The organism is Myxococcus xanthus, from assembly GCF_013116825.1.
Taxonomy (GTDB): domain Bacteria; phylum Myxococcota; class Myxococcia; order Myxococcales; family Myxococcaceae; genus Myxococcus; species Myxococcus xanthus_B.
In genome coordinates, this window is record NZ_JABFNS010000003.1 from 87,597 (window position 1) to 112,436 (window position 24,840).

Sequence of the window (24,840 nt, forward strand, 5' to 3'; positions counted from 1 at the left end):
AAGGGTTGGTACCTTGAAATTGCGAAATGCTGTTTATGCCGGGATGCGGATTTTTTGATGAATCTGTCGTCCGAGGAGAGAGCAGCGTGCAACAGATTGAGGTCATCCGGCAGCTCGACCATCGGTTCCAGCATCAGGAGCCGTTTGGAAATTCATCGAAAATCGTGTTGCGTGTCATCGAACGCTACAAGTTCGCCCTGGATGTGTTGTCGCGCCAGGACGCGCGGCTGCGGGCGCTGATGGAGCGCGTCGAGGCGCTGGACACCGCGTCCGTGAATGTCTTGTTCGGTGACCTGCTCGTGCGCGCCGCGCTGGAGACGGCCATCAGCAAGCTGGAGACGACGGGGCCGGTCGGGGCGGTGCGTGACACCTTCCCGGCGGTGCTCGGCGAGGCCCTTGATTCGCTGGAGGAGGGCCGTGGGATGTCCGTCGCGCGCAAGGCGATGGGGCGTGACTTCACGGTGGGCCCTTCGGGCCGCACCTGGGTCTGGGACCTCGCGGACACGCCGTCGCGGGTCGGGGACCTGCTGCGCGACAGCATCCGCACCGGGTTCATGCCAGGTGCCCAGAGCAGCGTCGAAATCATCCGTCCGACGCCGCGCATGGTGGAAGGCCTGGAGCGGGCTTGTGAGCTGCTCAGGCGACTGGTGCCGCAGATGGCGCAGAGCGTCTTCCTGCACCTGCACTGCATCGCCGTGGCGAACATCCGGGGGGCGCGTGGCCGGATGCTCACCGGCTCCGGGGGCGACGGCACGCCGTGCATGATTTTCATCGACCCGGACGAGCTGGAGAACCCGTGGGACACGGCGGGCCACATCCTGCATGAGGCGATTCACCTCAAGCTCTCCGACCTGATTCGCACGGGCGCCATCGTGACGGATGACGACCCGGTGGAGCTGCCCTGGGGACGGCGGACGGCCCTGTCCAACAGCGTCTTCGCCTACCACGCGTACGCGCACATGCAGGTGTTCCGCGAGGCGGTGAAGCACCTGGGGCCGGACTGCTACGCGGAGTTCGGCGCGCCTCGTGACTACGACGCTCCGGCCCACGCGATGTCGGTGGTGAAGAATGACGTCAAGCCCTACTCCCGGGCCGAGGAGCGGCTGGCGTACCTGCACTCGCAGCTCTCGGGCCCACTGTCGCCCCGGGTGACGCCCTACGGGCGCGAGCTCGTCGCGTGGCTCTGGGACACGGTTCGTCCCCTGGTGGACGGAGTCACCACAGGCGGCACCGCTCCGCGCGCCGCGGCCTCCACGCCGTCGCCGGTCAGCTCCAGCCGGGCGCCGTCCTCGGTGCGTTACCGGCAGGGGCGGAACCTCTCGTTGCGCCGCTCTCCGGCGTCGGAGGTGCTGTTCGCGCTGGACCCCACGTCGCAGAAGATCGTCACCCTGAACCTGTCGGCGTGGCTCGCCTTCGAGCTGTGTGACGGCAAGACGGAGGAAGAGGTTCTCACCTCGTACACGTCGTCGCTGGGGCTCGGGGCCGAGCGCGCCTGGGCCCAGCTGGCGCCCACGCTCAGGGGCCTGGAGTCGAGCGGGATGATTGAGCAGGTCGCCGAGGGAGGTGCACCGTGACGAGCGTCCTGGGCGTCGTTCAGACGGCTGACCGTGCGCTGTCGAAGCACCCTGTGTTCGGGGACTCGCCACGAATCCTGGCGAAGGTGCTGACCCGCTACCGCTTTGGCGTGGAGTTGTTCGCGGAGCGGCTCCCGTCCCTGGCGCGCGCCGCGTCCACGGTGGAGGCGCTCAGTGACGCCGACGCGCGCCGCGTCTTCTTCGACCCGCTCGTGCGCCTGACGCTGGAGCAGGCCTTCTCCGGCCTGGAGGCGGGCCACCTGGCGTCGCCGCACCCGCTGGAGGAGATGCTGCCGGGTGCGCTGGAGGCGCTGCCGCTGGGCCTGTGCGAGTCGCGCATGCCCTCGCGCTTTCGGGTGGGCTCGGAGGTGCCGAAGTGGCTGTGGGACGTGGCCCGGCCCGCGGACCCGTACTCCCGGGCGCTGCATGCCGCGTTCGACGGCGTCTTCGGCGCGAAGTCCAAGAGCGGCGGAACGCTCTTGAGCCCGGACGCCACCGCGCAGCGGAAGATCAACGACTCCATCGAGCTGCTCTCCCTGCTGCTGCCTGACTCGGGCGCGAGCGCGCTGACCCACATCGAGGCCATCGCGCTGCTCAGCGCCCGGCTCGAAGGGGGCACCGTCCTGTCCGCCGCGGGGGGCGACCTGACGCCCTCCACCATCTTCCTGTCGTTGGAGGAGCTCGGGAACCCCTGGGACGTCGCCGGATGCCTGCTGCACGAAGGGCTTCACATGAAGCTCTTCGACGCGACGCGCTCGGTGGCGCTCGCGGCCCGTCCGGAGGAGACCATTCAGGTCCCCTGGCGTGACATCCGCTGGTCCATCGTCCGCACGGTGTTCGCCTACCACGTCTACGTGCACCTCTCGCTCTTCAAGGCGGCCGCGCTCACGGCGGACCGCACCCTGACGGAGCGGTTCGGGGACCCCTCGGCGTACGTGTCTCGCCCGCATGCGATGTCGGTGGTGAACAACGACAGCGCCTCGCGCTACGGCCGCTCGGTGGACCGCGCCCGCTACCTGGGAGAGATGTTGCTGACGGAGTGGGCCCACCTGCTCACCCCGCAGGGGCGCGACTTCGTCCGGTGGCTGAGCGAGTCCCTGGCGCCCGTGGACCGCGAGCTCTTCCTCAAGGACGCCGGCCCCCGAGCCCGTGAGCAGGCGCGGGCCGCGTACCGCAAGGTGAACGGGCTGCGGGTCCGCCCGTCGAAGCAGGGCGAGTGCTTGATGGTGTTCTCACCGGCCGCGCCGCGCATCCACTGGCTCGACTTGAATGCGTGGCTGATTTTCGAACTCAGCGACGGCCGGACGTACTCCGACATGGAGCGGGCCTACCTCGAGGTTGTCGGCGCGAGAGTGGCCCCGGACGAGGCGCGCCGACAGTTGCGTTCGGGGCTCGACTCACTAGTACGCAGTACCCTCGTAGAGCCAACACGGCAGCAAGGAGACGTGGCATGAACAACGGATCGCAGTGGCTGGAGACCGTGAAGAACCTGGTGGCCGAGAAGGACCTGCTCCAGGAGCCGAGCGTGACGTGTGGGTCGAGCGCGGAGCGCCAGTGGTGGCCGCCCTACGTCGTCAACGACACGTCCAAGAAGGAGGACTGACCCCCGTCGGGTCAGCCTGAAGCCCTGACGTTCCGCCCGCCGTGTTCGCGCTCGCTTCGAGCCGGATGCGGCGGGCGCTATTCCATGTCTCCATGCCACCGAGGACAGCGAGCGAATGGACACCTATGACATCGTGGTGGCGGGCAACGGCGCGTTGGGCCTGGCGACCGCGCGCGCCTTGACGCGGGTGGACCCCCGTCTGCGCATCGCCGTGGTCGGTCCCGTCAGCCGTCCCGCGGGAGCGTCCCCCGCCGCCGGGGCGATGCTGGGGTGCTACGGTGAGGTGACGGCGCCCCTGCTGCGGACCGCGCCGGGCCGCGCGAAGCATGCCAAGGGCGTGCTCGCCGCGCGCCTCTGGCCCTCGTGGCTGGAGCAGCTCAACGGCGAGCTGCCCGCGGACGCACACGTCCAGGTCCGCGCGGGCACCATTGTCTTCAGCAACGCCAAGTCCGGGACGATTGAGGACGAGAACTTCATCGCAATCCAGCAGGCGGTGAAGGACGAGGACGAGCCGCACGAGCTGCTGGACCCCAACCAGGTGCCGGGCCTGAACCCCGCGGAGGACTGCCGGCCCAAGCAGGCGCTGTTCCTTCCCCGCGAGGGCTCGGTGGACGCGAGCCGCCTGCTGCGGGCGCTCTCCCTGTCGCTGGAGCAGTCGCCGCAGGTGTCCGTCGTGGACGGGGCGGTCAAGGCGCTGGACGTCCAGGGGGGCCGCGTGGCGGGCGTGCGGTTGGAGGATGGCCGCGCGCTCAGCGCCGCGCAGGTGGTGCTCGCCATGGGCGTCGGGACGCAGGCGGTGCTCGACGAGCTACCGGAGCTGGCGCGGCGCATCCCCCGCATCTTCAGCGGCGGCGGGACGTCGCTGCTGCTCCAGGTGCCCCGGCCGTCGCTCCAGCACGTGGTGCGCACGCCGAACCGGGCCTTCGCGTGTGGCCTTCATGGCATGCCCCGCGGAGGGGACCAGCTCTACTTCGGCGCGACGAACATCTTGATGGCGCGGCCGATGCTGCGCACCACGCCGGCCGACATGTACTTCCTGCTGGAGTGCGTCCTGGAGCAGATTGACCAGGACCTCTGCGCCGCGCAGCTCGTCGCCTGGCAGGCGGGAAACCGGCCCGTCACCGTGGACACGTGCCCGCTCATCGGACCGACGTCCGTTGACGGGCTGTGGCTGCTCACGGGCACGTACCGCGACGGGCTGTTCCTCTCCCCGCTGCTGGGGCAGCACATGGCGCGGCGGATGTGCGGGCAGAGCGGCCTGGTGGCCGAGGACTTCCTGCCGGAGCGCAAGCCCATCTCCCTCTACACGCTGAAGGAGGCGCGCGCGGAGGCGCTCAAGCACTACCTGGCCATGGGGTGGGAGCACGGCATCCGGCTGCCCAAGGTGGGCTGGCACCGCGCCTTCCCGCGCTTCTACCAGCAGATGCTGGACTCGCTCTACGACGCGCTGGGGGAGGAGGAGTTCGTCATGCCCCCGGAGCTCCTGGCCATCGTCGACAGCAATCGCGCGGCCATGGTGCCGTTCTTCCGCAACTACTACGCGGAGGTCCGCAAGGCCTGGGCGTGAAGCGGGCCCAGGCCCGGGACGCTCAGTGGCTCTCCACCGCCGTCCGGTTCTGCCGGGCCGTGACGGCCTCAATCACCTGCTCCGGCGGGACGACGCCCTCGCGCCCGAGCAGCACCGCGGTGGACTCGCCCTCCGCCACCACCTTCCCGCGCGAGACGAACTGGTGGGTGGCATAGAAGTACTTCTCGTCCCAGCGGGTAATCGACATGGACACCGTGTACTTCTGGAACGGGCGAAGCGGCTTTTTGTAGTCCATGGTGTGGCGCACGATGATGGGCGCCCACTTCTGCTTGAGCATGAGCGCCAGCAGGCCCGTCCGGATGAACAGGTCGACCCGGCTCAAGTCACAGACGGTGAGGAACCGTCCGTTGTTCATGTGCAGGTTCAGGTCCAGGTCATTGGGCAGGACGCGCTGCTCCAGCGTGCTCGTCAGCGCGTCCACGCGCATCTCCGGCTTCCAGAGCGAGGAGAGCATGACCCACAACATCCTGAGATAGAGATTCATGTGCTTCGGACGGCTCCTGCAGGAAGAACGAGATGAGCCGGGCCGGCGGGTAGTAACCCAGCCCGGAGGAACGCTGATACATGAAACCCAGGTGCCCGCCATGCGGCGTCAGCTCCAGCCGCACGTGCTCCCGCAGCGCGCGTGCGTCGGGGAGCGTGTCCCGGGCGACGAGCGGGTCGTCCTCGGCGTTGAGGACGAGGAAGGGCACCTCGATGCCTGACAGGAATTGCTGGCTGCTGCACCGCTCGTAGTAGTCCTCCGCGTCCTTGAAGCCGTGGAGGGGCGCGGTGAAGACCTCGTCGAAGGCCTGGATGCTGCGCATCCCGTTCAGCGCCCCGACGCGTGAGGCGAACTCCGGCAGGTGGGCCTTGAGCCGCGCGACGCGCTTGTACGAGTTCAACACGCGGAGCTGGTAGAGCTGGTTGATGCCTTCGCAGGCCCGCCGGGCCGTGCTGCCCAGGGAGAAAGTCAGGGACACGGCCGCCGCGGCGGACAGGTGGCTGGCGTGGCCTGTCTCCGCCAGGTAGCGAATCAGCATGCTGCCGCCCAAAGAGAAGCCCACGCCATAGAGTGGCGTGTGGGGCTCCTGCTCACGGACGAAGCCCACCAGCCAGGCCAGGTGGTCGGTGAAGCCCGCGTGATAGAAGGGGGCCCGCCGGTTGGGCACGGCGCCGCCCCGGTGGCACACCACCGCCGCGCGCAGGCCGCGCGGGGACAGCTCCGACAGCAGGCTTCGGACGTAGGTGGAGTCCTGCGTGCCCTGCATGCCGGGCAGCAGGATGAACAAGGGCCCTGGCCGCGTCCGGTTCAGCCAGTACACGTCCACGAAGTCACCGTCCGCCAGCTCGTGGCGGATGTGCTCGGTGACCACGTCGTGCCGGCGCCGGTCCAGGTGGGGGACCACGGTCTGCACGTGGGAGAAGCGCAGCCACCAGGGGACGTGGAAGATGTTCGCAGGCTCAGCCATGGACGGTCCGCGTGGGGGCCTCTTCGGGCAGCGGCATGCCCACCTCGGCCATGACGCTCAGGTCCTTCTCCGTCAGCACGCGGGTGCGCCGCCGCACGATGTCCGCCCCCAGCACCAGGTTGAAGTTGGACACGCCGCCATAGCGGTGGTGCAGGAAGTGGTTGCGGTAGACGGCGCGCATGTAGCGGGTCCGCAGCAGCCACGCCAGCCACCGGGGCGCCGTGCGCTGTCCTTCCTCGAAGGGCATGTGCAGGTACGGGTGGACGAAGTGGCTCATGAAGGGCGGCAACAGCAGCGTCACGCAGCCGGCCAGGAAGGCGATGGGCTTGAGCGTGAAGTAGAACACCGGGAAGAAGATGACCAGCGGGGCCACGAAGACGAAGGCGCCCTCGCCGTGCAGCCGGGTGGCGAAGGCGCCGTTGATGATGGTCCGGCCGTGCTTGCCCCGCTGGAGCAGCTCCTCGGTGAGCTTCTGCTTCTCCTCCTCGCTCCGGAACTGCGTCACGTGGTTGCTCCGGAAAGTCCTCACGTGGTGGATGGTGTGGTGGGAGAAGTGCGTGTTGATCATCGGCCGGAACAGCCGCGGCGCGCGGTTCCAGAAGCGCACCGCCTTCGGGCGCGCGTCGGACACGTACTCGTGCATGAAGGACTCGACGTACGAGGAGATGACGTACCCCAGCACGAGTCCGAGGAGGACATGGACGTAATCAGGCATTTTCAGCGTTCCTCGCCGGAGAAGGTCAGCAGCCGGCCCAGCTGACCTGTCGGCTTGATGGAGGGCGGGGAGGCCAGCGGTGTCCTGGCCTGGCCCGCGGGGACAGGGGGAAAGCCCGTCATCCTGCCGGTGGCCTCGTCGTACACCTTGAGGCGGAAGGCGAGCACCGAGTCGCGCAGACCCAGCTTCACGCCCTCTTCGGCCAGTCCGTGCTGCTCCATGTAGCCGCGCAGCAGGTAGTTGGGAATCTGGGGCTTCAGGTGATGGACGTGGTGCAGGTTGATGGCGCCAAAGAGCCACTCGAAGGCGCGCGGCAGCACCAGGTGACTGCTGCCCTGGAGCGCCGAGCCCTTCAGGGACCACTGCGCCCGGGGCACCCAGTAGGGCCGCTCCACCTGGTGCTGCACGAAGAAGAGCCAGATGCCCAGGCCCGCGGCCACCTGGGTGATGATGAGGTGCACCACCAGCCACCGGGGCCAGTCACCCAGCGCCAGGAACGCGAGGTGGACGGCCACCAGCGCCAGGTTCGTCACCAGGATGGAGCGGCGCTCGGGCCTGCGCTCCTTGGCGACGATGCCCGGCATGCGGAAGCGCAGCAGGAACTGGAAGATGGGCCCCACGCCCAGGAGGACCGCGGGGTGCCGGTACAGCCGGTAGCGCAGGCGCTGGGTGGGCTTGAGCGCCAGGTACTCCTGGGCCGTCATCGTCACGATGTCGCCCACGCCGCGCCGGTCGAGGTCTCCGCTGGTGCTGTGGTGGACCAGGTGCATGGCCCGCCAGTACGCGTGCGGCGCCAGCGTCAGCATGCCCAGCACCACGCCCACCCGGTCATTCGTCACCGGACGCTGGAAGAGCGAGCGGTGGGCACAGTCGTGCTGGAGGATGAAGACCCGGACCAGCACGACGCCCGCGAGCACCGCCAGCGCAACGCCGCCCGCCAGGCTTTGGGCGAAGCAGACATAGCTGGCCCCCGCGAGCAGGACATAGGCGCCCACACATCCCACGAGCTGGACCACGCTCCGCTGGGTGCGCGCCCGCCAATCCTGGGACTGGGCGCGAGAATCGTTAACGGTGGATGCGTCAGATGGCATGGCCGCCCCGAATCCCCAGACCTCCCCCGAGGGCCGTCAATCTAGGGATTTCCGACATAACGCGCGTTGATTCTTGAATCAAGAATCCCCGGGGGGGGGGGGCGCTTGACGTCGTCGGGCGCCGGATTCTCCAGCGGCGCGGGGTCCTCTGGGACCGGGTGCCTGCGGCGCAGGTGCCTCAGCCCGGTGAGACGCCGAGCGCCCCGCAGTAGAAGCAGAGCTCGTCGACGTCCTGCTCGATGAGCGCCGTCAGGGTGGTGCCGCCCCCATGCCCGGAGTCGCGAAGCGGGAGCAGGAGAAAGGGCCCGCCCCGCGTGCCTTCCGCCTGAAGTCTGGCGACCATCTTCAGCGGGTCGTGGGGTGGGGCGGTCCGGTCGTTCAGCGCGGCGACGAAGGCCATCCGGGGGTAACGGAGGCCGGCTCTGACATTGTGGTAGGGCGAGTACCCCGCGAGGTAGGCCCCCTCAACCGGGTCCTCGGGTGAGCCGTATTCGACGGTGGCGGAGCTCAGGTAGCCGAAGCTCGGGAAGCGCAGCATGTCGAGCGTGGGCGCGCGGCAGAAGACGGCCCCAAAGGACGCTGGTGCCTGCATGGCGGTGACGGCGACCAGCAGCCCACCATTGCTGTTTCCTCGCGAGGCCAGCCGGGCAGGTACCGTGTAGCCCTCCGAGACGAGCCAGCGCGCCGCCGCGATGAAGTCGTCGAAGGCGTTCTGCCGGCGTGTCTTGAGGGCCGCCTCGTGCCAGGCGCGGCCGTACTCTCCGCCGCCCCGGACGTTGGCGAAGGCCAGCACGCCGCCGCACTTCAGCCAGGCGGCTTGGAGCGGCGTGAAGCGCGGCTCCACGGAGATGTTGAAGCCGCCGTAGCCACTCAGCCTCACGGGCCACTGTCCGTCGCGCGGCAGGTCCTTCCGGTGGACGAGGAACATGGACACCCGGGTGCCGTCGAGCGACGGGTACCAGACCTGCTCCGTCACGTATTCGGACGCGTCGAGCCCGACGTCGGGGACGTGGTGCGGCGTCAGCAGGTCTGCGTCGTAGTCGTAGCGATAGACAGAGGGGGCCTGCACGTACGACATGAAGTTCACCCACACCTCGTCGCCCCGCCATGGGCCGCTGACGCCGCTGACGATTCCCTCTCCCTCGTTGCGATTCACGGCGCCCAGGGCTGGGAGCTTCAGGTCGCGCAGCCAGGTGCCGTCCTCGGCGTGGATGCGCACGTGGTGCGACGCCGCGCGTGAATAGACGGCGTAGAGCCGGCCGCCGACGCCCGCGACAGTCTGAAGGGTGTGCTCGCTTTCCGGGATGAGCGTCCGCCACTGGGTGGGCGCCGTCAGCGGCGCGGTGCAGAGCCTGCCGCGTGGTGCGCCGAGGTCGGTATGGATGAGCAGGGACTCCCCGATGACCTGCACCTGATTGAGGGAGGTCATGCCTGTCGCCACGGGGAGGTGCGCATCGTCCGCGAGGCGCAGCAGGGTGATGACGTTGGCGTGGACGTAGTCCCACTTCGCGAGCACGGCGAAGCGGCCACACTCGCTCACCTTGACGGTGCACCAGTACTCCTTCTCGTGGTCATCACCGAAGACACGCCGGGCGGGTGCGCCCGAGCCCAGCCGGTGCTCATAGACGGCGTTCCAGTGGGCCTCTTCGCCCGTGGGCACCTCGCCGGGGTCGGGGTTCGCGGCGTAGAAGAACCCGGATGCATCGGGCCGCCAGGCCACCGAGGCGTGGCTGGTGCCTCGGGGGCGGTCCGGCAGCAGCCTCCCCGTCGAGACCTCGAGGACGTGAATCAATGCGCCGTGGGCGCTTCCCACGGCCTTGCCGAACGCGACGAACGCGCCATCCGGGGAGGGGACCGCGAAGACGAGCACCTCGTTGCTCGCCCACGTGTCGGGGTCGAGCAACGTCTCCAACGGCGCGCCTTCGTGGCGCCGGAGCAGGAGCTTGAGCTTGTCGTCGTGGGCCTCTGCCTGCCAGAGGAACTGACGCCCCCCCGGGCCGGCGGAGATGGGCGGGGACCCGCGTGCCTGCCGCGCGGAGCGGGTGACCGCCTCGCGCAGTGCCTGGCGTCCAGGGAGGGCGTGGAGCACCGATTTCGTGAGGGTCTCCTGCTCGGAAATCCACGCCTGCGTCTCCGGCGCGTCGAGCTGTTCCATCCACGCGTAGGGGTCGTCGAAGCGCTGTCCGTGCAGCGTGTAGCCGCTCCGCGCGTCTCTGCGTGCGGAGGGGTACGTCCAGGTCCGGTCCACGGGCGTCATCGGATGTTCCTCCAGGGGGCGTCGGTCCTGGCGCGGACGTGCAGGCAGGAAGGCGCGGCGAGGTTGTAGCCCACCCGCGCGGGGGCACCGTCGCGCGGCGCGGTGTCGGACTCCGGTATTACGCGCGTGAATCCGACGAATTCCAGGAGGCCGTGGTGCTCGGCGCGAAGCGCGTCGTGGAACCTTGTTTGATTCGCGTGAAACGGAAATAATCCCACGTCACTCCATCGGGACGGTTTCAACGTTGTTGCGGATTCGCGAGTCGCAGATGAGTTCGTTGCGCAGCGCCGCGATGGACAACCGCGTCGCGCAGCTCGTCACGGCGCTCCTCGCGGAGCCTTCGGCGGCGGAGCCTGGATGGACCCGCGAGCGGCTCGAGCCGGTGGTGCGCAGGGTGGTGGACCGGGGCATCTTCGCGCTCGTCGACGTGCGCGTGTACGTGCAGCTCGCCGAGTCGCTGGGGGATGACTTCGAGTCACAGCGTCGCCACGCGTGGATGCGCTCGTGGCTGGATGACGCCTCCGTTTCGGACCCCGTCGCGCGTCTGCACCGCGTGGTGCGCGAGCGCCGCCGCCGCGAGGACGTGGCGGCGCAGAACCAGCGGAAGGAAGCGGCCTTCCGCCTCCGCCACGCCCCGCCCGGCGAGGGCCGCTGACTTTTTCACTCCCAGGAACGCCTCATGCCCCCTTCCTCGACTTCACGGCAGGACCCGGCGGTTGCTCCATGCCCATTGCAGGCGGGCAAGGGACAGGTGGAGGTGGTCGTCGTCGATGACCGCGAGACGCCGCTGTCCGGCGTGGCGGTGGAGCTGGCGCAGGGGGCGGCGGACGAGGCGTTGCGCACGCGCACCGACGAGCACGGCGTCGCGCTGTTCGAGGGGCTCGAGGAGGGGCGCTACCGCTTCCGGTTGCTCGACGTGGAGCCCGCGCTGTGGCGGGTGCTCGGCCGGCTTCCCCTGCCTCCGCGCGCCGCGGGCGCAGCGCCTCGCTGGGGCTCCGTCTCGCGGCCGAAGCCGCTGTCCTGGACGTGCGAAGGGACGGAGTCGCTCGCGGTGCTGGCGGCGAAGCTGGGGGTGCGTCCCTCGCGGCTCATCGATGCGAGCACGGGGCAGCCGCTCACCCCGGAGGTGGCTCCCGCTCCGGGAACGCGCGTGGAGGTGCTGCCGTTCGCCCATGAATGGACGACGGTGGAGACCGGCTTCCGGCATGTGGTTCACCGCATCGGGCTTCCCCTGTCACTGGTGGTGGTGCTGCGCGATGGCACGCACCACCCCCGAGCGCACCAGCCCTACCTGTTGAAGGTGTGGCTGGACGACGAGGAGGAGTTGCCCGCGCGCGAGGGCATGACGGACGCGGAGGGCCGCATGGCGCAGGTCCTGCCCGCACGCGCGGCGCGGGGCGAGGTGACGGTGTCGCCCGGCCGCGACGACGAGCGCAAGGTGACGCTGCGCTTCGCGGCGCTGCGCGCGACGAGCGCTCCGGAGGGCTTGCAGGAGCGGCTGGAGAACCTGGGGTTCTCGTGTGGCGGCGAGCGTGGCCAGTTCGGCCCGAAGACGCGCCTGGCCGTGGAGTGGTTCCAGTACGCGCTCGGGCTGCCTCCGAGCGGAGAGGCCGACGAGGCGACCTGCGCCGCGCTGGGCCTGTTGCACCGCTCGTAGCACTGGAGGTCTTTCGTCATGCAGTGCCCCAACTGCGCGCCCGGCACGATGCGCGACCTGTCCGTGACGCCGCCTCGCTGCCTGGAATGCGACGCGGTGCTGGTCCCGGCGCCTCCCATCACGCCCCCCTCCCACGGCTCGATGGAGGCCGAGGTCGAGCGGCTGGAGAGTGGCGACTACGACGACGTCCTGGACGACTTCCTGGACGACGAGGAGCCGCACCGACTCTCCAGCGACGAGATGCGTGATGAGACGCTCCGCGCCTCGCTGGTCACCGACGACATCACGCCCCCGGAGTCGCCACCGTCCAACACGATGGGCGACGACGTCGCCGAGGAGCGCTGTGTTCCGCTGGGCGCGGAGACCACCGTCTCCGACAAGCCCGTCGTTCCGCCGAGCTTCCCGTTGCGGACGCTCCTTTGGAACATCGCGGACCTGGGCGGAGGCCCGAGTGGAACGCTCCCGGTGCGCAAGCCGTGGACCATTGCCGCCCTGGCCCATGTCATCCGCACGGCGAACGCCGACATCGTCACCATCCTGGAGCTGAAGAAGAAGGGGGGCATTCGTCTGGTGGAGCCCAAGCCGCCGACCCCGATGAAGCAGCACGCGGGCCGCGGAAGCAGCGGGATGAAGCTCCCGGTGTTGATGCGCCTGGCGTCGGCATTCGTCGAGCCCGAGGGCTACCGGGTCAAGATCGCCTCCGAGTCACTGGTCGGTCAGCTCGCGGCGCAGGAGGCGGCGCTTCTCAACGACCTGGCGAAGCACTTCGCGGAGCACGTGCGGCGGACCATCTGGCCCCGTGACGAGCAGGGCGCGGACGCCGAGGCGTGGGACCCCTCTCATATCGAGTGGAGCGGGGCCTCGCGGACGTTGGAAACGGACAAACTGGGCATCCTCGAGGGCAGGCTCGATGCGGCCTGGAGGGCATGTGAGCCGGACCTCGTGAAGCGCTTCGGCAGGCCTCGGGTGAGGAAGGACGAGGAAGACGAAGACGACGCGGACCCGCCCGAGGCGCTCGTCGCGACGTCGATCGACGTGTTCGGGAAGAAGCAGGCGAAGCTGGACGCGTACTGCCAGCTCTGTGTGCGGCTGCTCGTGGAGGAGGGCTACTACGATTGGCTCCAGCCCCACACGAACCGCTACTCGCCGAAGGAGAAGGACTCCAAGAAGGGCGGCGCGGAGGCGAAGGAGAAGGAGAAGCGGGACGATCTGGCGAAGCTTGGCGTCGAGCTCCTCCGCAAGCACTGCGGCATCCTGTTCCACCGCTACCTGGCGGTCATCGCGGGCCTGGGCGCCAAGGAGAGCACAGACAAGCAGGAGCAGGTCCTCGAGAACATCCTGCACCGCTCCAACGACGCGCATCTGCAGCGCGTCTACGCAAAGAAGCTCGCCGAGTACCAGGAGCGCAAGGGAGAGGTGGAGGACGCGCCGGAGTCGCACGCGGGTCTGCGCGAGTTCCTTCGCATCCGTGATGCGCTGAACGACCAGTGCAAGGCGCGCGGTGAGGAGGTCTATGCGTCGTGGCCCGCGGAGGTGCCCGACAAGCCCGTCAAGGGGCTCTACACCCAGGATGAGGCGTACGGCGTCCTGTGGCGGAAGTCCAAGCTGGACGTGGACGAATCGGCCATCTCGTACCTCAGTGCCTACGTGGCGAAGCGCTCGCCGGGTGGCGAATCCCCGTCGATGGATGTCGACACCACGATGGGGGACGAGGAAGAGGAAGCGCAGGCGCAGCCCGTCAAGAGCCTCTACAGCAAGCGGGAGCCCATCCGGATTCCGGTGCGGTTGGCGCAGGTGAAGAACGCGCCCGAGGTGAGCGTGGTGGCGTGGCATCCCCCCGCGCCGGGAGACCGCAACAAGAGCGCGCGCGGCACGGACTTCCGCGCCTTCCTCCAGTACTGCAAGGACGAGCGCCGGGAGAAGGTGCTCGGCGTGGTCCTCTCGGACCTGAACATCGACACCGCGCGGCCCAAGGCCGAGCTCGCGAAGGATGGCACGCCGTACATCGATACCTGCGTGGAGCGCCTGTCGTTCCACCAGTTCTTCCAGACGCTGCTGGGGCCCGGGGCGGACGCGAGCCACCTGTACGACATGGCGCCCCAGCTCTCGACCATCGCCAAGAGCAAGTTCGGCAGCTGGGCCGTGGACAGCGAGAATCCGTTCGGGGACGGCTCGCTCAAGACGCTCCGAAGCTTCGTCAACAGCCGGGTGCAGCCGGAGATGTTCGCCCCCTTCAAGACGTCGACGGGCCATGAGCTGCGGCCCATGTTCTCGTCCGCGGAGGACGTGCTGGCCCACATCGAGTCGTTCATCACGCCCCCGCAGCAGCGCTACGGGGCGAGCGGCTACGACAAGATTCTCGTGTACTCGCGGCGGACGGATGGCTGGATGCTGGAGCAGTCGTCGGTCTACGTCATCCCGTTTCCCATGGCGCTCGCGGACGAGAAGGAGAAGGGCCTCTTCTTCATCCACGGCAACCTGCTGCCCAAGCACCTCCAGCCGTTCTGGCGGCTCATCCAACTGGAGGACGCGAAGCTGCCCGAGGACAAGCGGATCTTCGACCAACTGCGTGCCCCGGGCGTGAAGCTCACGGGCTCGGAGGACGCGCGCTGGGAAGCGGTCATGGCCGCCGCGAAGAAGCTGAGCGACCACATGCCGCTCGTCTCCGACCTGCGGCTCATCTACAGCGGCGAGGAGGCGCTGGTCGTGGAGGAGGTGGAGGTCGCCACCGAGACGGCGTCCTCCGAGCTGGGCCATTTGGAAGCGCTGTGCGCCGCCTATCAGCAGTCCCAGGCCACGGATGACGAAGCCACGGAGGCGCTCGGCGCGATTCTGGACGCCGCGGAGAAGGTCCCCGCTTCGGACCACGCCCGTTCCAACGCGCTGGTGGCGGAGGCCATGCAGTGGCGGGAGACGTTCGCCGCGCTGCGGAGCGCGGGCTTCGACCCGGAGGCGTACTGGGACCATCGGCCCGCGCTGAAGTCGGAGGAAGGGAAGGACAAGGGGGGCGGCCAGGGCATCTCGCTGGACACCCACCTGGGCTCCATCCGTCAGGGGCGGGTTCACAACGCGGGCGGGGGGGACTGTCTGTTCCGCTCGCTGTCCCAGTTGTTCTTCGGCACGGAAGCGCACCACCGCGAGGTGCGCCAGGTCGTGGTCAATCACCTGGAGGACCTGCTCGCGGGGCAGTCGCTGGACGACGGGGGCATGGTGGGGCCCTCGACGGCGGCGACGTTCCGACAGGACATGGGGCTGCTGCTCGACTGGCACCGTGTGGCCTGGCCGCAGGAGCCCGCGTATCGTCGGGTGGCGGGCATGGACCCCTGGCGCCAGTACCTGCGGGCCATGAGCCGGGACAGGGCCTGGGGCGACCACGTGGTGCTGGCGGCGGCGTCCCACCTGTTCCAGGTGCGCTTCGAGGTTTTCGCCCAGACGGGGGCGACTTCGTACTGGACGGACCTGGTGGACTTCGTGCCGCGCACCGAGGGGCACGCGGCGCGGCCCCTGCTCCGGCTGGCGAACCTGGGCAACGCGCACTACGAGGCGGTGGGGCCCACGGATGCGCCGCTTCCCGCGGCCACCGCATTCCCCGCCGAACTGGGAGCGCTCAGCGAACGCCGCCGCCGCGACGAGGGGCAGGCACCCCAGCCTGGTTCGACGACGGTCGAGTCTCCGCGGACAGCGGCGACGTCGGCGCAGCGCGCCACCGCCACGTCTGCTCCGCTCACGGTGGGCCCGGTCTGCAAGTGGCCCCACACGCGCTACTTCCAGTTCGACACCCCCACCCACCACCCGCACGCGCTCTTCCTCTTCGGGGAGAACGCCGTCGCGAAGAAGGCCCGATACCCACAGCCGGACACTCAGGCCGTCATCCGGATGAACCCGAACGCGCTCGGGATTCGCACGTGCTGGGTGCCGGGCAAGGGGATGGAGGACAAGGACCTCGCGAAGAACCAGCAGGCCATCGATGAGGACTGTGCCGAGGCCGTCCAACTCCTGAAGAGCGGCAACTACACCACGCTGGTGGTGCCGTGGAATCACTCGCGGGGCCATGTGGACATCGGGACGGGCGTCGCCAGGTTGCCGGGCAACGCGCCCCAGACGTGGGCGTACCTGACGAAGAAGATTGACGAACTCATCGGCTGGGCAAACCAGCACCTGGGCACGGTGCTGGTCGTCCCGCAGGTGAACGTGCTCGTGCCTGCCGTGGTGCGGCAGCAGGCGGCGGACCTCCACGTGCAAGAGGTCTCGGACGTGATGAGCCAGGCTGCCTCCATGGGCGATGACTCCAGCACGAGCGTCCTGGGGCAGCCGAACGTCGTCTCGCTGAGGACGCTGCTCTTCTCCGGCGCGACGTCTCCTGAGACGGGGCTGCTGTCGGACAAGGACTACGAGAAGAACAAGGCGATGTTCGACGAGGACCTGGCCGTGCTCACCCAGAAGGTGGAGAGCGGCCAGTACCGCAGGCTCGTGCTCGAACGAGACGATGAGGGATGCATCGTTCTTGGCACGGAGTTGGGGAAGCTCGACAAGCATGCGCCTCGGACGCTGGATTACCTGCGCGAGCGCCTGGAGGCGCTGTGCAGGCGCTGTACAGAGGTCCACATCACGAGCGCGGCGTGGAAGGGGCTGGTCGTCGAGGACGAGAACGCGATGCAGGGCGTCGAGGAGTCGCAGTCCCTGGACTTCCTGGCCGTCGGCGATGGCCGTATTTCCTCCGAGGGAATCAAGCGCAAGAAGCCCGGCCCCGTCGCCGAGGATTGGGAGGACGACGACGCCACCCAGGCGATGGGCCCAGCGGCCTGGGGGACCGCGGCGTTCTCGAACTCGGGCTTCCGTGGAGGGGCCCCGTCGTCGCAGTCCTTCGCGGGCTCGGGACAGGTTGCGCCGTCGAACCATAAAAAGCGCAAGTTCAACAGGCAGCCTGCGAGCGCCGAAGAGAACGAAGAGGTGCAGCTCATGAATGGCGATGACGTGCCGCCACCGCCTCCCGTCTGGGAGGAGGGGGATGAGGCAGACCCCAAGAAACAGAAGAAGGGGCCGACTGGGTAGGGCCTCGGCATGGGGCAGTCATTTGGAGGCGGCGCGTCAGGCCGTGACGCAGAGCGTGCTGGAGGGTCTCCGGCCTTTCATGAGTCACAAGTCTGGCGCCACTCTCTATCTAAACACATCCAGTGACGGCGACATCCGCTGCGTGGGCCGCCAAAGCCACGCATGCCATCAATACTCGCCGACGGTCCCTGATGCACAAGCGGTGTGACTCCGGCGCGTGACACATCCACTGGGCCGCGTTGGAGGCCAAGCGCATGGACGCTTGCTGCGGCGGCGCGTATGAGAATTGCGCAGCCAACCTGGAGATACCCAACATGAACAGACAACGAAGTGTCTTGGCTGCACTCGGCGTGCTGGCCGTTGCCCTCGGGGTGACGGGTTGCTCGCCCGAGTGCGAAACCTCTTCGGACTGTGCGTCGACGGGGGCGACCCCGTCCGTGTGCGTCGAGGAGAAGTGCGTGCCCGACGCCTCGCCCTGCGCGGCGGGGTGTGGCAGCGGCACCGTGTGCGACGAGGCGGCGGACAACGGACGTGGCGTGTGCGTCCAGTGCTTGAGCGACGCGCAGTGCGGCGGTGATACGCCTGTCTGTGACATCACCAGCAAGAGCTGCAAGACGTGTCTCGAGCGCGCCGATGGCAGCGCCCAGGGCTGTCTGACGGGACAGGTCTGCAACGCCGGTGGCAACGGCGGTCTCGGCGTGTGCGAGGGCTGCGGCACCAACGCCGAGTGTGCCGAGGGCACGCCGCAGTGCAAGCCCGGGACCCCGGGCGTGTGCGTGGAGTGCCTGGAGAGCAGCCACTGCGCCAACGGCGCCCAGCCGGTGTGCAGCGACAACAACGTGTGCGGCTGCACCGAGAGCGCGCAGTGCGGTGGTGAGACGCCACTGTGCGACACCGCTCGGGACAACGGGCAGGGCGAGTGCGTGGAGTGCATCGACAACAGCCAGTGCACCGCGCGGCAGAGCTGCAACGCCGCTGGGCGGTGCGAGGCGCTGACGGGGCTCGACGAGGCGAACGCGCAGATTGCCGCCTTCCACGCGGCCCCCACGGGCGACCTGCCCGAGCCGCTGTCCCTCCATGGCGCCTTCGTCACCGCCATCACTCCGGAGACCGCTGAGCCCCGCGGCTTCTTCGTGCAGGCCACGGCGGAAGGTCCCGCGTTGTTCGTCAGCCACTCCGACGCGGTGCAGGTGGCAGTGGGGGACCGGGTCTCCTTCAAGGTGCTCACGAAGCTCCTCCAGTCCGGCAACACCGCCGCGGATTACAAGCTGGACACCGCGAGCGTCATCTCCGACTTCCAGAAGCTGAGCTCGGGCCACCCCGTGCGGAAGCTCGCGGCGGACGGCGGCCTGGTGACGCACGTCACCGACGACGCGGTGGCGAACCTCGACACGTATGAGAGCCGGCTCGTCCGGGTGACCGGCAAGGTGACCACCACGGCGGGCACCGGAAAGCAGGCGGGCATTGGCTTCAAGATCGCGCAGTTCGCGATGGACGGGACCCCGCTCACGGGCGGCATGGGGCCGCGGCTGCGCATGCCCACCGAGCTTGCGGACCTCGTCGGTGTCGGGCTGAACTGCCGGGTCTCCGTCGAGTCGGGCGTGATGTGGCGCTACGACGACGCGACCAACACTCCCAATCCCCAGACGCCGTATTACCCCATGCCCCTGGTGACGGCCTTCTCGCTGTCGGACTTCTCGGTGGACTGCTCGGAAACGGCGGTCACCCTGAAGGTGCAGACCCTGGTCCCGCTGTCGCCCACGCAGTTGCGGGTGACCTTCGAGCCTGGCATCGACCCGGGCACCGTCGTGGACGTGGCGGCCCAGTTCACCTTCGGTGACAGCGGGCTGACCGCCTCGGACTACACCCTCGACGGGAAGACCCTGGTGCTCACCACGTCCGCGCAGGAGCCCGGCAGGCAGTACGCGCTGTCGGTGGACCCGTCGGTGAAGAGCTACACCGGCGTCAGCGTGAGTGGGACGGCCACCTTCAAGGGCTACCGGGTGCCGGCGCTGCTCATCATCAACGAGGTGAACCCGAACATCACCACGGGCGTCTCCGCGACGAACAACCGCGACCTCATCGAGCTCAAGGCCGTGACGGCAGGGGCCATCGAGGGCATCACGCTCACCGAGGAGGCCACCAGCGTGTCCCGGTTGGCGACCCTGCCGGACGTGACGGTGGCCGCGGGCGACCTCATCGTCATCCACTTCCGTCCGAACTCGGCCGAGCTCGCTGTGGGCAATGACACCCTGTCCAAGGACGAGAAGACGTACGAGACGTTCTACCCGGGGGCGTGGGACGTCGTGACGGGGACCAGCAGCCATCCGACCTTCAATGACCGCCTGCTGCGCCTCGCGAATCCGCAGGGCGACACGCAGGACGTGGTGGCCTTCTCCCACAAGAGCATGACCACCGCCCGTCCGCCCAACTACCCCGTCGTCCTCCGGGCCGCCCAGGAGGAGGGCCACTGGCGTCCGGTGGACTGCCGCGGTGAGACGGCCACCCCGGTGCCCTGCGCCTACGACAGCGCTCCGCTGACGGCGCTCGACGTCTCGGTGGACTGGGGCGTGGTGGAGGAGAACACCCAGAGCGTGTTCCGCCATCAGGGCGCCAACACCCGCTCGATGGCGGACTGGGCCGTCTCGGTGACGTCCAGCTTCGGCGAGGAGAACCCGGCCCGGCCGTAGTCAGGCTGGCGACGCTCCCCTGAAGTAGCGAGGGCCGCGCTCCCAAGCAGGGGGCGCGGCCCTCTTTTTTCATCGGTGCGCCCTGTGCGGAGGAGCGAATCCCTCCACCGCGACAGGGGGACGGATGTCGCTACGCGCGTCGGCGGGTACGAACGGCTCCCGCGAGCAGCCCCATCAGGGAGAGCAGCAGCCCTGGCGATGAGCCGCCCGTGCTGGAGCAGCCACCCGAGGAGCCGCTAGAGGCTGGCTGCACCGTCACCCCGAGCACCGCCGTGCTGGCGCCACCGCGAGCGTCCGTCGCGGTGAGCTCGAAGTGCAGCGTCACGGCCTGCTTCGCCTCGGGCGCGCGGAACGTCACCTGCTCACCCGTGGAGGCGGAGAGGGTGACGGACGGACCCGCCACCTGCTTCCACCCGAAGGTGAGGGCGTCGCCATCCGGATCGCTGGACGCGGACGCGTCGAGCGTCACCTGGGCCCCCGGCCGAGCGTCACCCACCAGCCGCGGGAGGGCCTGGGGCGCCTTGTTGGCGTGCCGCACCGTCACCGTCGCCGTCATCGGGGCGCTGGACAGCCCGTTCGCGCTGGCGATGGCCTCGAAGCGCAGCACCGTCTCCGCGCGCACCTCGGGGGCGGTGAACGACGGGGTCGCCGTGTCGGCTCCCTGGAGCTCCACCGCGGGGCCCTCCACCTGACGCCACGTCCAGGTGAGGGCATCCCCGTCCGGGTCCACCGCGGTCGCGTGGAGGCTCGCGGTGGCCAGCGGGTCCACCACCTGCTCCGAGCCCGCATCCGCCACGGGGGCCCGGTCGACGTTGCGCACCATCACCGCCACGGTGGCCGTCTTGCTCTGGGCCCTGCCGTCGTTCACCACCAGCGTGAAGGTGAGCCGCGTATCGGCGGCCACCTCGGGCACCACGAAGCTCGGCGTGGCGCCAGAGCCCGCCTTGAGCGCGACGGCGGGACCGGACGTCTGCGCCCACTTGTAGGTGATGAACTCCCCGTCCGGGTCGCTCGAGCCGCGGGCATCCAGCATCACGGGCTCCGAGGAGAACTCCGCCACCTCCGCCGGCGCGGTCACCACCGCCGTGGGGACGCGGTTGACGTTGAGCACCCAGGCCCGGACCTGGTGGGCCGCGCTGGTCTCCAGGCCATCGCGCACCACCAGCTGGAACGTCAGGATGGAGTCGTCGGGCACATCCGCCGTGAACGACGGGGTGGCCGTGTCCGCGTTCACCAGGGTGACCGCCGGCCCGCTCACCTGCGTCCAGTGGTAGGTGAGGGGCTGGCCCTCCGGGTCAAAGCTGGCGGTGCCGTCCAGCGAGTGGCGCACGAGCTCCAGTGCCCCCGTCTCGGCGTTCCTCGCGCGTTCGTACACCGGGGCGTTGGGGCTGCCGACGTCACGCCCGGCGTTGGCCACCGGCCGCTGGTTGCAGGTGGTGCCGTCGCCCTGCTCGTCCACCCGGCCGCCGAAGGGCATGCGCTCCACGTTGGTGAAGCGCACGTCGTCCAGGTCGAAGCCGTACGCGCCCACCGCGGTGTCGGTGCCGATGCGGAAGCGGAACTGGACGTTCTTGCCGGCGAGCATGTCCGCCAGCCGCAGCTCGGCGGTGGACCACTCCGGGAAGCGCACCGTCCTGCCGTTCTCCTGCGTGACGTTCTGGCCCACCCACGCGTTGCGGTACATCAGCGGGTTGGGCCCCTGCTCGATGTAGCCCGCGGAGCCGTCCGTCGGGTCGATGGAGTAGATGGAGGTCACGCCCATCGCGGAGATGTCGAACCACTGCAGGCCGTCGTGGGTGAACTCGAGGACGGCGCCGTCGTAGTACGGGAAGATGGAGCCGCCGGTGTAGATGTCGGACTCGAACGAGTGGCGGTAGCGGAAGCTGAACGTGAAGGCGCCGGTCTCATTCACCTTCATCCACGGGGAGATGAGGAACAGGTCTGCCTGCACCGCCGGGTTGGGCGCGTGCATGTAGCGCCCGCCCTCTGGACCCTGGACCTTCCAGTCCGCCTCGCCGTAGGGGTTGAGCCACGTGGACGAGGTCCACGAGGACAGGGCGCCCTCGAAGTCGTCCTCCGCCGCCGCGCCGGGCACGTCGTCGTAGTTCACCCGTGGGTCAAACGTCGTGAGCCTCGCGCTGGCGGGGAGCGAGGGCTCGTCGAAGGTGATGCTCAGGCCGGCGTGTGCGTTCGGCTGCGCGGCGGCCAGCCTCACCGGGAGGGTGGCGGTGGCCGTGCCGGCGCGGCCCATCGAGCCGAAGTTCAGGGTGTTGCCCGAGGGGAACTCCAGCGTGGCCGTGCTGCTGGTGGTGGTGACGGTGCCGGAGAAGGCGCCGAGCGAACCGCCGCCCACGTTGCGCACGCTCACGCGCAGCAGGCCCGTCTCGCCCACGTCGAGCACGCCGTCCCGGTCGCAGTCCACCAGGGAGTCATCGAGCCGCAGGGAGGTGACCTCGATGAAGTTGCCCGCCGCGAAGCTCTCCACCACGCCCACGTGGTCCATGGAGTCACGGTCCGGGGCCTTCGCGCCCATGCCGGCGCCGCGCTTGGCGAAGGCCTGGAGGAAGCGCTGGTAGTCGGCCGGGTCGCTCGCGGCGGTGACCGCGAGCAGCGCGTCACGCGCCTCGAGGAAGGTGGGGGAGACGGGCGTGGCCTTGTACCCGGCGACCAGGTAGCGCTTCATGCGGTCCTGGGCCTCCTGGAAGGGGTGGGCCTGGAGGAGCGACACGTAGCACTCCCAGAGCATGGAGGCCCACACCTCGCCGCTGCTGTGCACGGCGGAGTTGCCGAGGCCCGCCTGGCCATAGGCGAGCGGGTGGCTCGTCGGCAGGGGATTGCCGTTCTCGATGTGCCGGAAGGTCAGCGCGTTGCGGCTCGACGCCAGCGTCGGTGCGGTGGCGTAGGGCGCGCGGCGAACGCCGTAGTAGTAGCCGTCGCCGCCGCCACCGCCTGAAACGTAGCCGCCGACGGCGTAGGCGCCGCGCGCGTAGTCGTCCCCTTCACGCACCATCATCAGCAGCGCGTGCACGTCCGCCCAGCCTTCACCCATGGAGCGGCCCTGGTTGTTGGTGAGGCCGCTGGCGTTACCGATGAGGCGGTTGCTGATGTAGTGGCCCCACTCGTGGGCGATGATGGTGTTGTCGAGCGTGCCGTCACGGTCCAGGTCCTTGGAGCGGTGCAGGCGCACCTGGAGGGTGCTCGCGTTGGCGGCCACCTCCGCCTTCCAGAGGTCCGCCGTCTCCCGGGAGATGGAGGCCACGGGCACGGTGACGCGCGCGTCGTCTCCGCTCATGGAGAGGGGGCCCTCGCCGGCGCTGGTGTTGGCCACGAGGACCGCGATGGCGCCGGCGTTCTGCGCGTTCAGCGCCTTGGTGACGAAGTCGCATGCGCCGCGGTCGAGCAGCGCCACGTGGCCGGCGAAGGTGCCCGTCTCGAAGGGCGTGCAGCCGAGTGTCCGCCCCGTGGGCGCGAGCACCTGCACCGGGCCGTCCAGCGTGTACTCCTGGGCCCCGAAGCGGCTGTCCCCGTTCACGTAGGCACGGGCCAGCGATGCGGGGGCCGTCACCTGGAGGATGGGCATGCCGTCGAAGACGTACATCTGCATGCGGGGCGAGATGCCGTCCGCCGGCGTGGCCATGTTGGCGTTGTTGCGGCCGTTGTAGTCCTGCCCCTCGACGCGCAGCGGGTCACCCTCGATGCCGCCACGGCCGAAGTTCTGCATCTGCGCGTTGCCGGAGGCCTCGTCGAAGCCCGCGTCGTAGTACCAGTCGTGCAGGAAGTTGTTGATGAAGAAGAGGTTCACCACCGAGGCCTTCATCTGCTCGATGCTGGAGCCCGGGGCGCGGTGGGGGTCATAGACGTAGTTGAAGGCGCGCTCACCGGTGATGTCCGCGCGCAGGTCCGCGCCGGGCTGGTAGCCGTCCGGCGCCACCAGGTCCACGTAGGCGTCCACGTTGTTGCCCACGGTCTGCGTGGCGTTGGCGGGCAGCCACGGGTCGTTCCGTGAGAAGGGGCTGTTTCGCAGCTCCACGACGTTGGGCGGCACGTCCAGCGGGGCGTCGTAGCCGTCCAGCTCCTGCCGGGGGAAGGGCGAGCCGGCGGAGCCCTGGGGGCCGTCGAACGGGCGGTACGGCGCGGCCGTCTCCGCCCAGACGGTGTACCGGTACGTGTTCTCCGCAGCGTGGGCACGCAGGTCATTGCGGAAGAGGACCGCGCCGTCCACGGCCGAGATGACGTAGGAGGTGTAGTCCGAGTCCTTGCTGCTCTTGGGGCCCGCGTTGACCTCCACGTACCAGGCGGGCCGCAGGCCGTCGGGCAGGGTGAAGAAGACCTTCTTCGCGCGCGCGGGAACGACGAGCTGGCCGGGCATCACGGTGCGCACGCCGGGCTCGAAGTCGAACAGCGTGTAGCCGCCGCGGGAGTCCACGGCGATGAATGCGTGCGCCCCCAGCGAGGTTCCGCTCTGGTCCGAGTACGCCGCCGCCACGGCGTCCGCCGCGGAGCGCTGGAAGGTGTTCGCGCCGGTGCGCTGCCGGGCCGCGAGGGTGAGCTCGCTCGGCGCCAGGTAGCCAGTGACGGCCACGGGCGCGAGCGCCTGCGTCATCACCACCTTCACCTCGCTGCGGAACACCTCCACGCCCTCCACCGCCTGGCGGAAGGTCACGATGACGGCGCCCTTGCCCGTTTGGTGTACGGCCTGCAACGGCGCGGCGGAGACGTCTTCTCGCTTCAGCCGGTAGAGGTCCGCGACCTGGCCCAGGTAGGCGCGCGCCGCGTCCTCGGGACGGGTGCCTGCGCGGGCCGCGGTCTCCAGGCCCGGGCCGGACTGCATGGACCAGAGGACGGAGGGGACGCCGAGCCGTGCCTCCGTGTGCTCGACTCGCAGGCCGCGGGCATGGGCCTGCTCATCGGCTACGACGAGCGGTGTGCTGCCGGGACGCGCGAGGAATGCGTCGAAGTTCGACCGTGGAGCGGCCGAGGCGCTGGTGCCAAGACATGACGCCAGCAGGACATGGGTGAGCCACTGCTTCCTGAGATGCATCGTTCTTCCGGAGAGGAGGGTAGAGACAACGGGGGGCGCGACCCAGACAGGCCGCGCCCCCGACGTTGCGAAGCGGTTGCGGGGCCGCGCCGCCTTCGGACGCGCCCCCGGGAAAGGGAGG

14 protein-coding genes are annotated in these 24,840 nt (G+C 69.3%); 8 read left to right on the plus strand and 6 right to left on the minus strand.

Translation table 11 applies throughout. The features are described 5' to 3' along the window. Positions 1-86 precede the first annotated feature (86 nt). From HNV26_RS01835 to HNV26_RS01850, 4 genes are all read left to right on the plus strand, one after another. On the plus strand, positions 87-1,574 hold the full coding sequence (locus tag HNV26_RS01835) for an aKG-HExxH-type peptide beta-hydroxylase (RefSeq protein WP_366816722.1): 1,488 nt from the start codon (positions 87-89) through the stop codon (positions 1,572-1,574). After that, a complete protein-coding gene (locus HNV26_RS01840; RefSeq protein ID WP_171441657.1) occupies positions 1,571-3,028 on the plus strand; it encodes an aKG-HExxH-type peptide beta-hydroxylase in 1,458 nt (485 codons plus the stop codon). Before HNV26_RS01835 ends, HNV26_RS01840 begins: the two co-directional genes overlap by 4 nt. Next, entirely contained in the window at positions 3,025-3,177 is a 153-nt protein-coding gene (locus tag HNV26_RS01845; protein ID WP_163884630.1) for a hypothetical protein, read from the plus strand. The genes HNV26_RS01840 and HNV26_RS01845 overlap by 4 nt, the downstream gene beginning before the upstream one ends. Positions 3,178-3,292: 115 nt before the next feature. Then, a complete protein-coding gene (locus HNV26_RS01850; protein WP_171441656.1) occupies positions 3,293-4,744 on the plus strand; it encodes an NAD(P)/FAD-dependent oxidoreductase in 1,452 nt (483 codons plus the stop codon). A 22-nt stretch (positions 4,745-4,766) separates the two neighbouring features. On the opposite strand, the gene HNV26_RS01855 is transcribed toward HNV26_RS01850, so the two are convergent. The 5 genes from HNV26_RS01855 to HNV26_RS01875 form a co-directional block, all read right to left on the minus strand. Beyond that, positions 4,767-5,219, minus strand: a complete 453-nt coding sequence (locus HNV26_RS01855) for an acyl-CoA thioesterase (protein WP_253816095.1) — start codon at positions 5,217-5,219, stop codon at positions 4,767-4,769. Beyond that, positions 5,140-6,216, minus strand: a complete 1,077-nt coding sequence (locus tag HNV26_RS01860; protein ID WP_171441655.1) for a YheT family hydrolase — start codon at positions 6,214-6,216, stop codon at positions 5,140-5,142. Before HNV26_RS01860 ends, HNV26_RS01855 begins: the two co-directional genes overlap by 80 nt. Then, a complete protein-coding gene (locus HNV26_RS01865) occupies positions 6,209-6,931 on the minus strand; it encodes a hypothetical protein (protein WP_011555420.1) in 723 nt (240 codons plus the stop codon). The genes HNV26_RS01860 and HNV26_RS01865 overlap by 8 nt, the downstream gene beginning before the upstream one ends. 2 nt (positions 6,932-6,933) lie before the next feature. Further along, positions 6,934-7,926: a fatty acid desaturase gene (locus HNV26_RS01870; RefSeq protein ID WP_366816723.1), complete on the minus strand. Its 993-nt coding sequence runs from the start codon at positions 7,924-7,926 to the stop codon at positions 6,934-6,936. Between the two features lie 274 nt (positions 7,927-8,200). Continuing rightward, the gene (locus HNV26_RS01875; protein ID WP_171441653.1) at positions 8,201-10,279 is read right to left on the minus strand and encodes a prolyl oligopeptidase family serine peptidase; all 2,079 of its coding nucleotides are present in this window, start codon (positions 10,277-10,279) and stop codon (positions 8,201-8,203) included. A gap of 268 nt (positions 10,280-10,547) precedes the next feature. Between HNV26_RS01875 and HNV26_RS01880 the strand changes: the two genes are divergently transcribed. From HNV26_RS01880 to HNV26_RS01895, 4 genes are all read left to right on the plus strand, one after another. Next, the gene (locus HNV26_RS01880; protein WP_253816097.1) at positions 10,548-10,934 is read left to right on the plus strand and encodes a hypothetical protein; all 387 of its coding nucleotides are present in this window, start codon (positions 10,548-10,550) and stop codon (positions 10,932-10,934) included. Between the two features lie 24 nt (positions 10,935-10,958). Then, positions 10,959-11,936, plus strand: a complete 978-nt coding sequence (locus HNV26_RS01885; protein ID WP_216611714.1) for a peptidoglycan-binding domain-containing protein — start codon at positions 10,959-10,961, stop codon at positions 11,934-11,936. A gap of 18 nt (positions 11,937-11,954) precedes the next feature. Next, a complete protein-coding gene (locus tag HNV26_RS01890; RefSeq protein ID WP_171441652.1) occupies positions 11,955-16,988 on the plus strand; it encodes an OTU domain-containing protein in 5,034 nt (1,677 codons plus the stop codon). Between the two features lie 458 nt (positions 16,989-17,446). Then, positions 17,447-19,678 carry a lipoprotein TP_1001-related protein gene (locus HNV26_RS01895; protein ID WP_171441651.1) on the plus strand — a complete coding sequence of 744 codons (2,232 nt, stop codon included), beginning with the start codon at positions 17,447-17,449 and terminating at the stop codon, positions 19,676-19,678. Between the two features lie 130 nt (positions 19,679-19,808). Here HNV26_RS01895 and HNV26_RS01900 read toward each other — a convergent pair whose 3' ends face one another. Continuing rightward, positions 19,809-24,719: a myxosortase-dependent M36 family metallopeptidase gene (locus HNV26_RS01900; protein WP_171441650.1), complete on the minus strand. Its 4,911-nt coding sequence runs from the start codon at positions 24,717-24,719 to the stop codon at positions 19,809-19,811. Positions 24,720-24,840 lie beyond the last annotated feature (121 nt).